The organism is Ruegeria sp. AM2 (assembly GCF_056540685.1).
In genome coordinates, this window is sequence record NZ_JBQFXE010000022.1 from 1 (window position 1) to 10,533 (window position 10,533).

Annotated in this window: 10 protein-coding genes; 2 read left to right on the forward strand and 8 right to left on the reverse strand. The window is 56.4% G+C overall.

Translation table 11 applies throughout. The features are described 5' to 3' along the window. Window positions 1–167: 167 nt before the first annotated feature. The 4 genes from ACR0CR_RS20255 to ACR0CR_RS20270 all read right to left on the reverse strand — a co-directional run bounded on the left by ACR0CR_RS20255 (window position 168) and on the right by ACR0CR_RS20270 (window position 3,963). The gene (locus tag ACR0CR_RS20255) at window positions 168–1,202 is read right to left on the reverse strand and encodes a replication initiator protein A (RefSeq protein ID WP_480602693.1); all 1,035 of its coding nucleotides are present in this window, start codon (window positions 1,200–1,202) and stop codon (window positions 168–170) included. 225 nt (window positions 1,203–1,427) lie between these two features. Further along, the gene (locus ACR0CR_RS20260; RefSeq protein ID WP_480602696.1) at window positions 1,428–1,979 is read right to left on the reverse strand and encodes a hypothetical protein; all 552 of its coding nucleotides are present in this window, start codon (window positions 1,977–1,979) and stop codon (window positions 1,428–1,430) included. A gap of 17 nt (window positions 1,980–1,996) precedes the next feature. Beyond that, window positions 1,997–3,649 carry a type IV secretory system conjugative DNA transfer family protein gene (locus ACR0CR_RS20265; protein WP_480602699.1) on the reverse strand — a complete coding sequence of 551 codons (1,653 nt, stop codon included), beginning with the start codon at window positions 3,647–3,649 and terminating at the stop codon, window positions 1,997–1,999. Beyond that, entirely contained in the window at window positions 3,649–3,963 is a 315-nt protein-coding gene (locus ACR0CR_RS20270; RefSeq protein WP_480602700.1) for a mobilization protein, read from the reverse strand. Before ACR0CR_RS20270 ends, ACR0CR_RS20265 begins: the two co-directional genes overlap by 1 nt. 165 nt (window positions 3,964–4,128) lie before the next feature. On the opposite strand from ACR0CR_RS20270, the gene ACR0CR_RS20275 reads away from it, so the two are divergent. Continuing rightward, window positions 4,129–4,263 (forward strand): hypothetical protein, encoded by a 135-nt coding sequence (locus ACR0CR_RS20275; protein WP_480602702.1) that lies wholly within the window; start codon window positions 4,129–4,131, stop codon window positions 4,261–4,263. Window positions 4,264–4,626: 363 nt separating this feature from the next. Then, the gene (gene mobQ, locus ACR0CR_RS20280) at window positions 4,627–5,505 is read left to right on the forward strand and encodes a MobQ family relaxase (protein ID WP_480602704.1); all 879 of its coding nucleotides are present in this window, start codon (window positions 4,627–4,629) and stop codon (window positions 5,503–5,505) included. Between the two features lie 58 nt (window positions 5,506–5,563). Here mobQ and ACR0CR_RS20285 read toward each other — a convergent pair whose 3' ends face one another. The 4 genes from ACR0CR_RS20285 to ACR0CR_RS20300 form a co-directional block, all read right to left on the reverse strand. Continuing rightward, a complete protein-coding gene (locus tag ACR0CR_RS20285) occupies window positions 5,564–6,829 on the reverse strand; it encodes an McrC family protein (protein WP_480602707.1) in 1,266 nt (421 codons plus the stop codon). 5 nt (window positions 6,830–6,834) lie between these two features. Continuing rightward, window positions 6,835–8,418: an McrB family protein gene (locus ACR0CR_RS20290; RefSeq protein WP_480602709.1), complete on the reverse strand. Its 1,584-nt coding sequence runs from the start codon at window positions 8,416–8,418 to the stop codon at window positions 6,835–6,837. 6 nt (window positions 8,419–8,424) lie between these two features. Further along, complete coding sequence (locus ACR0CR_RS20295; RefSeq protein WP_480602711.1) at window positions 8,425–9,441, reverse strand: DNA-methyltransferase; 1,017 nt, start codon at window positions 9,439–9,441, stop codon at window positions 8,425–8,427. 388 nt (window positions 9,442–9,829) lie between these two features. After that, on the reverse strand, window positions 9,830–10,533 hold a 704-nt coding region (locus tag ACR0CR_RS20300), incomplete at its 5' end, for a ParA family protein (protein ID WP_480602714.1).

Genomic DNA, 10,533 nt, shown 5'->3' on the forward strand with positions numbered 1-10,533 from the left:
GCGCATGTTGATTTTCCAACCCCGCCTTTGGGGCTTGCCATGACGATGACGGGCATTGCTCGATCCTGCCACTTTGTTGTTACCGGTTTTATATCTCACACCGGAATTAAATCCAACACCTGAATTAAATCTATTACCGGTTTTATTTCCATAACCGGTTTTTAATCTCAGGGTCTGCCTCGCTTCTCGAACCACTTTCGGCAGAACCCAATGAAAGCGCGGTCGGCATTGCGGGGCGGCTCAACACACCAGTCGCGCCACTCACGCTCCAGGAAACGAACGTCCCAACCCGGTGCTGCATGGCGCGCTTCTTCGTAGGTGTCGGACTGCAGCGGTGGAATACTGCCTTCAACAAGCTGGCCAGGGGACATCGTGCCGCGATTAGTGAACACCACCATGTCAGCTTCATCTTCAAAGGTAACATGGTAATCCGGCAAATGGTCATGTTCTGCGAGTTGCCGGATCATCTGCCGAAAACGCTTCTGTGGGCTTTGCGACCCAGTCTTAAGCAGCAACTTAGCCAGCGTGATGCGCCAGGTTTTCTGCTGCCCGCAATGCTTCCGGGCGATCTCGTACACCCGTCTTTCAATGGGCTTGCGCAGGCGGAAGTAGTCCCGGTGGAGGGTCAGGACCTCTTCGTTCCGGATTGCATTGAAAACCCAATCTGACAGCTTCACTTCACACCATAAGAGACGCCCGTCCAAACCGTGCTTTCGGCGGATCGAGGAAGCGTCGATCAGGCCAAAGCCATCGACTTGCTCTTCATCGCCAGTGACAATGTTTGTCCTGATCCGCGTCCCTTCGAGGCGATCAAGGGCATCGAGCAGGGACTGGTATTCCCGGCCACTTGTGCCCCGATTGGTGAAGATAAGCAGCTCTCTGGAGTTGATCCGGACACGGGGCGAAACGGCTTCGCCTTCCTTCAGCTTTGCCATGATCTGACTGATGCAGTAGATCAGAATGTCCTTGTCGTAGATCGTCGCCAGACCCTTCACGCTCGGCGTGATCTGAAGCCATTTGTCGCCATTCTCATAGCGCTTAATCGTCGTCTCCGGCTTTTTTGAGAGTGAATAGAACGGGTGCTCCATGTGCTGCATCACGTCCTTCAGGACAGCATCAGCGACATCACAGATGAACAGATCATGCTGCGGATGACGATCCGGCAGGAGCGGGGTGAGAGCATTCGTGTTATCAATTACCATGAGTCGACATTCGTGGTTTTAGTTACCGCAGTCAAGATTCGTGTTATCAGTTACCAAAAGCAGGATTTCAGTTACCAAGATTCGTGTTATCAGTTACCAGCCTGCAAGGAAATTACATATTTTTCAAATCTCTACGCGGATTTTGGAGACGCGTAACACAGATTCTAACACATATATAACACCCACCTTCGCAGTCAGGCTTGTCCAGAACGTGCAAAATCCAGCTCACTCCCGATAGAACACACAGACATCGGTATTGGTCGATGTGGTCGTCCAAACACCGCCAAGGACACCGCATGTGGGACCGTAACTGGCTAAGAAGCGAGGAAGCGTCACCGTCAGCGCAAGGACCAGAACGACAGCACACAGACCAAACAACCGCAGACGGCTTTTGAACTGATCCAGCTTCTGTTCCCGTTCCCAAAGCTGGCGTTGAGCATCTGTTCGGTCCTGGTCGGCCTTGCTGAGAACCTCGCGGGTGTAGCTGGACGCCTTCAGCAGATCACTGGCTGTCTGCCTGATATCCTTCATCCGCTCTTCGAGGCGTTTGTCTATCACCTCGACCGCGTATTCCGCATACTGGTCCGGGTCGGTCTGATCCTGTGTGGCCTTTGCTGCCCGCCGTGCTTCATTCGCTGCTGTCGTCGCATGATTGACGGCTTTGGTCTGCTCCTGAACGTAGTCGTTCATATCCAGGACAAGGTTGCCAAGCCGTTCAAGTGTTTCGCGCAGCTCACCATCAGAAAACGGGGCAGGGGCGGCAGCTTTGTCAGACATGGCGGGTCACTTTCAAATCATTGCGGCTGCGGGACAAACAGCCCCTTGAACTCTGGATCGGCGTAGAAGCGCAGCTTTTGCGCCAGTGCAGACGGCTGGCCCTGTATGCGCAGGAGCTGGATATCAGGGGGCATCTGCATGATTTCATCAGGGGTGAGCAGATCGCGGCCCGTGAGGTTGTTGGAAAAGCTGGGATTGTCCCCCGGCTTGTAGCTGTCGGTCTGGAACCGGGAGGTTTCCTGCCCGATCATCTGGCTTAGCCATTTCGCCGTCTCGAAGTCGTTCACCCCGAAGACCTGTTGCACCCCGGCGTTGGCAATGAAGGTGTTCGCCCGGTCGGCGTAGAGATCGCGGAGCTGGCTCATGTCCTGAAGGATGGGCCAGAGCTGCAACCCATAGCCTGCCATCAGCCCCATAGCCCGCTCTACGGCCTCAAGACGGCCCAGAGCGGCAAATTCATCCAGCAGGAAGAGGGTAGGGGTAGAAAGCCGCCGAGACACGCCCTGAGCGCCCACAGGGGCCTCAGCATCCCGTGCGATGTCCTGGAGGGCCTGAGAGACGAGGAGGCGCAGCCAGCGGCTGTAGGCGTCCATCCTGTTCGGGGGAAGCACCAGAAAGACAGAGGTAATCCGGTGGCGCAGATCGGAGAAGGCGAAATCCGAGCGCGCCAGACACCGAGCAATGCGCGGGCTGTCGAGGAAATGGGTATGCCGCTGGGCGTTGGACAGAACCGAGGCGGCTTCCCGATCCGCCTTGCCGAGGAAGCGGTTGGCGGCGCGGGCAATCAGCCCGCCTGCCTCGTCGCTGTCCTGCATCAGTTCCAACAGAGCGCGCAGCTTTTCCGGGGGCAGGGTGAGGTATTCCCGGACAGTGGCGAGGGACCGGCGGTCCCGGTCCTCGTGGCAGACGCAGAACATGATCAGCCCGCCGAGGATAGCTTTCGCCTCTTCGTTCCAGTGCGCTTCCGTGACCTGTCCCGGCGGGTCCATGACCAGCGCCTCTGTCAGAGAGGCGGCATCCTCGCCGAGATCAAGGCTGTCGGATGTGAGCCGGTCGAGGGGATTGTAAGCGGCAGACGGCACCCCGGAAACCTCGAACGGATCGAGGACGTGCGTGGTCCCGAAGCGCCGCCGAGCCTCCCCCGCGATCCGCGCGTTCTCGCCTTTGGGATCGATCACCAGCACCGACCGCTCCACCGCCAGCAGGTTCGGGATGACGGTGCCGACGCCTTTCCCGGCCCGGGTCGGGGCGAGGGTGATCAGATGGGCAGGTCCGTCATAACGCAGGAGTCGCCCGGTGCCGGGATTCCGTCCGATCAGAAGTCCATCACCGCCCTGGTGTTTCTTCAGCTCCTTGCGAGTGGCGAAGCGGGCCGAGCCGTGACTGTCGCCGGTCAGCCCGAAGAAGTCATCGGCCCCGGAGACCATGCGCCAATACTGGAACCCGAAGACAGCGCCGATGAAGGTGGGCGGCAGAAGGACCGCCCATTCCCAGGCCGACTGACCAAGTGGCGGGCCAAAGGTCGAAAGCGCGACAATGCCACCGATCAGGAAGCCGATCATCGCACCGAATGCAGTGCGCCCGATCATCCATCCGAGCAAAACGGGTGTAGCGATCAGACGATAGAAGAACCGCGCCAGTCCACCCATGAAGAGCATGACGGAACGCATCACCCGGACCCGTCAGGATCAGAGAGCGGGGCAGGGGAGGCGTCCCACCCACCAACAGCAGACGCGCCATCACTACCCCAGTCCGCAAACGCCTTCCGGTCCTGATCACGGGACAGGTTCCGCACCAGCCGTTCCACCATCGCGGCGGCACCGCTGTCTCGTTCCGCCAGATCGAGCAGCGCACCCCCAAGGATGACCTTGCGCCTGGTATCGAGCTTGCGCTTTCGCGTGGCTTCCCGGTTGCGCAACCCCTGAAGGCGGGCCTTGGCCTGGGCGTAGCGTTTCTCGGCGCGTTCAAGCTCGGTTTCGGCCAAATCGGGAATCCATCTTTCAAAAGGGCGGGTCGCAACGTATCTCTTGTCAGATCGAACCTAAGCGCTTACCCGTAGGCCTGTAAAGGACAAGGGCGCACTTATGCAAACTCTCCACCTGCGGTTCCGAACTTTGCGTGCGATCTCTCCGGGGCAAAGCCCCGGCCGATGGCAGACCCCTTCGATGCGAAGCGCATCGAAATGGGAGACGGCATCGCCTCTCCCAAACCCTCTAGGACCAACCTGCGCGGTTGGATCGCGTCCCGCAAGCACGCCCGGAACGCCGGGTCCGACACACCCTGACGGCATCCTGTGCCCCGTGGCCGGGGCTGGATTGCCGGGGGTGTCGCGCTTGCGGGCTGCGCAGAAGAACAGTCGCGTGCCTGTCCTTCCTTGCCGGGTTTGCCGGTGGCAAACCGCCAGTGAATTGTCCCCATATCCCGCCCCCTATGAGGCTGGGGATTTGGGGGCAACTCACTGGCAAGCCCGCGCCTCAGAGGTGCGTTGCACCCCTTCAGCCGGGCTGTCTTTTCCCCTCCGGCCCCAGCGTTCTGGAGCGCGGGCCTCCGTGGAAAAGACGGCTGACCCGGTGGCTCATGTCGGCGCATGGGCCGGGGTCAGCAGCGCGCGTTATGACTGTCCGCATCACTGGGCGAGGGAGGGCGCATGGCCAGCTTCCACCTCTCTGTGAAGACGATCAAACGCAGCGCCGGGCGCTCTGCAACGGCGGCAGCGGCCTACCGTGTCGGGGAGCGCATTGAGTGCCAGCGCGAAGGTCGCGTCCATGATTACACCCGAAAGCAGGGCATCAAGGAAACCTTCATTGTCACCCCGGAAAATGCCCCATCTTGGGCGCAGGACCGCTCCAAACTCTGGAACGAAGTTGAGGCGAGCGAGACCCGCCGCAACTCTGTCACGGCCCGCGAATGGGAGCTGGCCTTGCCGTCCGAGATCAGCGACGAGGACCGGTCTCAGATCACCCGCAAGTTTGCTGAAGAGCTGGTCAGCCGCTACGGCGTCGCTGTCGATGTGGCGATCCACGAACCCCACCGTGAGGGCGATCAACGCAATCATCACGCCCATGTTCTGACCTCCACCCGCAAGCTGGAACCCGAGGGGTTCACGGCCAAGACGCGGGTGCTCGACGCAAAGCAGACCGGCGGTCCAGAAGTCGAACAGATGCGCGGCCTTTGGGCCGAGTTGCAGAACCGCGCCCTGGAGCGGGCTGGGGTGACCGAGCGGGTCGATCACCGGTCGCTGGAAGCACAGCGTGAGGCTGCGCTGGAGCGGGGTGATCAACTCTCTGCCGAGGAGCTGGACCGCGATCCCGAGCTGAAGCTGGGGCCAGCGGCCAATTCCATGGAACGGCGGGCAAAGGCAATGGCCGAGCGGGAGGGCCGGGAATACAAGCCTGTCACTGAACGCGGGGCTGTGGTCCACGCAGCCCGTCAGGCGCGCTCCGCATTCCGCGAAATGCGCGAACGGCTCGACATCGCGCGGGAGACCTATGGGGCTGAGAGATGTCGAGCAACGTGGAATCCCTGAGATCGCGCGACTGTTCAAAGTCAGCGAACGCACCGTGAGGCGTGTGTGAAGCGGTGCCCTACGCTGGAACTGCTGCGGGCTTAGGAAGTACTATGCGCACATCGTCAATCATCTGCTGCTGCGCAGATTTGATGTCGCCCTGAATGTTTACTCGGTAGTGGTAGAACTGCGCGCCGGTCGAAAGCCTGCCGATGCGCTCTAGACGCTGACTGTCTCCCTCATTTGTTGGTGAGAACAATACCCCAATAGGAGCCTTAGCAGAGGTAACATGGCTAATTATCTGATATCTATCGGCTTCTTTGAGTTTCGGTTTGTACTTCACCTCGCCCAGACCAATGATCTCCGTCTTTGATCGGCGGAAAATCAAGTCGGACTTAGTAGGGTAGGTTCTGTTATCCTCAAAGAGACGTCCTTGGTGTTTATTACCATCCAGCACGGCGATGTTGTGGCTCCGCAATCCCTGAACGAACGTTTGGCGAATGAATCGCTCAAAAATGTCGTCGAGGTTGAAAAGAAAGGACGGCAGTTCCTTTCCGCTAGGCTCGAAAGTGAACGCGATCCCTCCACCTGTCAGAAGCAACTGGTATACGCGAAGCATACCTGAGTAGTGTTGGCGCAATCGAAGTGAAACAGATCGATCTAAGTCGAAGTCGTGAAGGCTTGGTTCTCGCTCCTGGACACGTTGAAGTGCGCCTAGCGCTTGTTGGAACAGCAGCCTTTCACCTTCCCAGTCTTCGCTATGCGGGATCAGCCGGGCAAAACGCAAACACGCTGCTTTGATTACTTGATTAACGGGTGAGTCCTGGCCGAACTCGAATACGCTTGAGACCGTATCGACAGGATTACCGCGCGACAGATAACGGCCGATCGTAGCGCCGAATTCGACCCTGGGAGTGTAGTAACCGGTTCTCTGTCGAGGATAATAACTCCGCTCAAATCCAGCGGAGAGTGCCTCTCTCAAATAGTGGCAAAAGCTTCGGGCGAGTATCTGAACAGGGGCCGGGCTGTCGCTTGTTTGATAGCGTCGGAGCGTTGGCAGGACGTTTGCGAAGGTTTCGCCACCGACTTCGAGCATGGTCCAAAGGTTGGCAATCGGAAACTTTGGAACGATGTTCAAGGTAATGGAACGCGTCAGTGGTAGATAGCCAATAAGGCCGAGAGCCATCAAACGCGCCCCGTCTGATGTATCTTTGACTTCAATTGCATTGAGCGCGCGTGTCTCAGGAAGGATCAGTGAACGACCTTCGGAGTCGAACAGATCGGTTCGAGGAAAATAACGAGTGCCCCGCTCTTGAATCTCGACTACGCGAACAGGCTCAACCACTGCGATCAGCCTTGCCCGTCATCTGTACCAGCGGCTTCTGCATCTTCATCGAGCTGAAGAAGGTTCTCGATCTCTGTCTTGAGCGCCTCATAGCGCTGTCGGTCATGGAACAGAGTCCGCTGAAGTCCGAGTTGCACTCGTCCTGTCCAAACGTCTGCCAAGTCATCGATGCTTTGAACATGTAAGAAATTTGTATGTCCGAATCCGGCAGGAAAAGCTTCTGTCAGGATATCGAACACTCGCAGGGTACGTGATAGCACCCGGCTCTCGACACCCCGTTCTTTCAGGAAACTCTCCAAGAACACCTTATCGGGTTCCATCATGATAACGAGAAAACGCCGCAATAGCGCGTCGTCTAGATCCGTTACGGATCGATCAAATGGGTTCGCAGTCGCGAGCACAATAAGGTTGCGTGGCAGCGTCGTCGGTTCGCCCGATATGGCGAGAGTAAATTCTTTCTCGCGGTAGTCGGGTTCGAGATAAGTGAGCAACTCACCAAAAATGCGAGCTACGTCCCCTCTGTTCAGCTCATCAATGACCAAAACGTGGAGGTTCTCGGGGTCTTTCGTTGCTTTCTCTGCAAACTTCAAGAAGTGGCGACGTTCGAGGACATAAGTGACTCCGCCACCACTTTTGTCTTTAGAGACCGCCGGGCGAAATCCTTCTACGAAGTCATCATAGCCGAACGCTGGATGAAACTGGAGGAACAACACTCGCGTTTCGACTCCGTCTGCCAAGAAGGCTGCGATGTCATGCGCCCACTTCGTCTTCCCGGTGCCTGGAGGTCCAGCTAGAAGAAAGGATCGACTCGTGTCCTTTGCAATCGCACTCTGAACCGTGGACAAGATTGGATCATCGGGGCTGAGCAAGTCCTTGCTTGTACTATTGGCAGCGCTTTCTGCTTGTTGTGGTGCATTCAAAAACGCCTCCAAGCGAGGGGCAAGCTCCGACAGAAAATCGTCGTCCGTGGGTCGCTCAGTGACTGTTCCTGGCCACGCTCGATCCGGTGCCAACTTAAACCGCCCCAAGTAAGGGGCCTTAAATTCGTTCAGTTCAAGTTTCTCTGTCAGCAGGTGATCATAGAGCTCTTGCCAAGATGTTATGTGATCGGGAAAGCCTGAAAATGCGAAGAGCCAGACCATAAAGTCTTCGAACATGAATGATTCAGGCACGGCGCTCTCGAACGCAGGTTGAAAAGCATCGGTCAAACGGACCGTAGCTTTCTCGCCTTCGACCTCCCCTCGCTGCCGCATTTCGCGGTAACCGCGACTTGAAAAGAGGTTGCCCCACATTTTCGTATCTTGGCGGATCATGTAGTCGCCAGCGAAGTCACCGCGGTTCCAAGTGACGCCTTTAAGGCGGGGCCTCAGAAGATTATTTCCGCTTGGGAATGGAGGTATCCCTATGAGCGCACCGTTAAAGAAATTGTCCAGAAATTGGTCAGTGCCCTTATTCTTAGACATATCAACTAGCTCGTCTTCGCCGACGTCGTTTGCAGCAAAGACGAAAGCTGGGATTAGCCAGTTAGCGCTAAATTTTTGAAGTTCTTCAATTGATGATTTTATTGTTTGGATTTCGAAGAACTTCAAATTTTTCTATTCCTTCTTTTTGCGACCAGGCTTTCGGAAATTTGCTTTGTTTCCGGTCCATTGGTCCCATAGGCCTGATGGCTTAGCAAGTTTCTGGTCTACTATCTTCCAATCAACAGGATCGTGTCCATCGGATTCTAAGGTGCTCTGTACGTAGTCGAGGTAGTCGTCACTCATGTCGATGCCGACGACGTTTCGGTGATGTTCGAGTGCCGTGAAAATGGTGGTTCCACTTCCGACGAACGGGTCCAGAACGTGGCCGCCAGGAGGGCTGCCAACCTCAATGCACCGTCGGACAAGCTCTGATGGAAATGCTGCATTATGCTTTGCCCGTCGATTCCGTTCGATGGGAATGTTCCAAACATCTTCTTCAACCAACTTTGAGCGATCAAAGCTGTAGAACCTCGATTTTGAGAACATAAACACAAACTCATACTGCCTATGAGGGCGGTCTCGGGCAGTCGGCTCGACAAACGCATTGCATCTGTTCCAGATGATCGAGCTGCGGAGCGTCCAACCTCTAGATTGCATAGCGAACGCGACCTTCCAGGGGATGCCAATCATACTCTTCTTGGGTATGTCCCAGCCGCTTACATCAACAGGCCGAACCTTGCTTCTGAGAAAGTTCCGAGATGAGCACTTCGGATCACTGCCATGTGGCTGTCCATTGCCAGAATAGAAGGTATCTCCGATATTCAAGAAGAACACACCTTCAGGATGCAGAGTGCGTTTCACTTCATCGAAAACCTTCATCAGCTCTTCGATGTATGCATCAACAGTTTCTTCGTGACCTAGTTGGCCTTCGTAACCGTAGTCACGAACCCAATAGTACGGCGGTGAGGTGATCGCGACATTGAAACTCTCATCGGGTAAACTTGCCAATGCCTGGGCTGAGTCACCCTTCAAGATACCTGCAACATTCTTGGCGCTAGTGAAATAGCTAGATCGACTGATCTCTGAGCCGGAGGCGGGTTCATCAGACTGAGCTGTTGAGCTTTTTTTCACCGTTGTTGTTGCTGGCATCTCTGTCCCTTTCTTAATGTTTTGTATCTGTCATTCCGTAACACATCTCGCGAATAGAACAAAACAGAAACATATCCTTACTTCGTTAATTATTACGGGTGTTTATCTTCACCTAGTACCCTGCCCTTCAGCAAGCTCCTCATACTTCGCCCACATCTGCTCGATCAGTTGGCCTTGCGTGACACCTAGCCGTTCAGCCTCGGCGGCAATGGCTTCCCCTACTTTTGGAAGAACCTTTGGATGTAACTGATGGGTTCGGGGACTGGGTTTGCGGCCAGGCTTCTTACGCGGAGTTCGGTCAAGGAAGCCCCTCGCCTCCCCCACTTCATCGACACGTCGAACCTGTTCGACGGATGTATCTTTTGGGCGCGCTTTGAGGCCTGCGAGCCTATTTGAGCCGTTCATAAACCGCCTCCGTGAAAGCTTGAGCGTTGATCAGTGCCTTATCCACTTTTCCGCCCGTGACCATTTCAGGGTCATTCATCATTGCAGTCAGATCACTGCCATATGCGAAGAGTTCGGAAAACGCCGCGCGGGCCACGAGTGACGGTTCAATCACGTCGATCCCTGCCCCACTAAGTTGTCCTTCCAGCTCCTTCTGAACGCGGCTCTTTACGGCTGCGCTGGTCTTGGTCAGCACCACAGCATGCCGGATCGACCGCCCAAGCGCTTCCTCCTCTTCGCGAACCAGAGCCAGTGCTTCTGAGCCAATCTCTGCGTCGAGCGCTGTCGGCTGCATCGGGACGATCACCAGGTCCGCCTGGGAGATGGCACGGCTGACGAGCTGGGACGCAACACCTTCCAAGTCCACAATGACGATCTTGCCGTCTCCATCGGCGCTCCGGATGGTCGGAACGATCTCTGACCGACCAACATCGCTCTTCAGGGTCACACCGGAAGGTGCACCATGAGATGCCCACCGGGTAAGAGACTTGTTCGGGTCACAGTCAAGCACCGTGACATCCGCGCCCATACGGGCGAACTCAGACGCCAGAAGAACGGCGCATGTTGATTTTCCAACCCCGCCTTTGGGGCTTGCCATGACGATGACGGGCATTGCTCGATCCTGCCACTTTGTTGTTACCGGTTTTA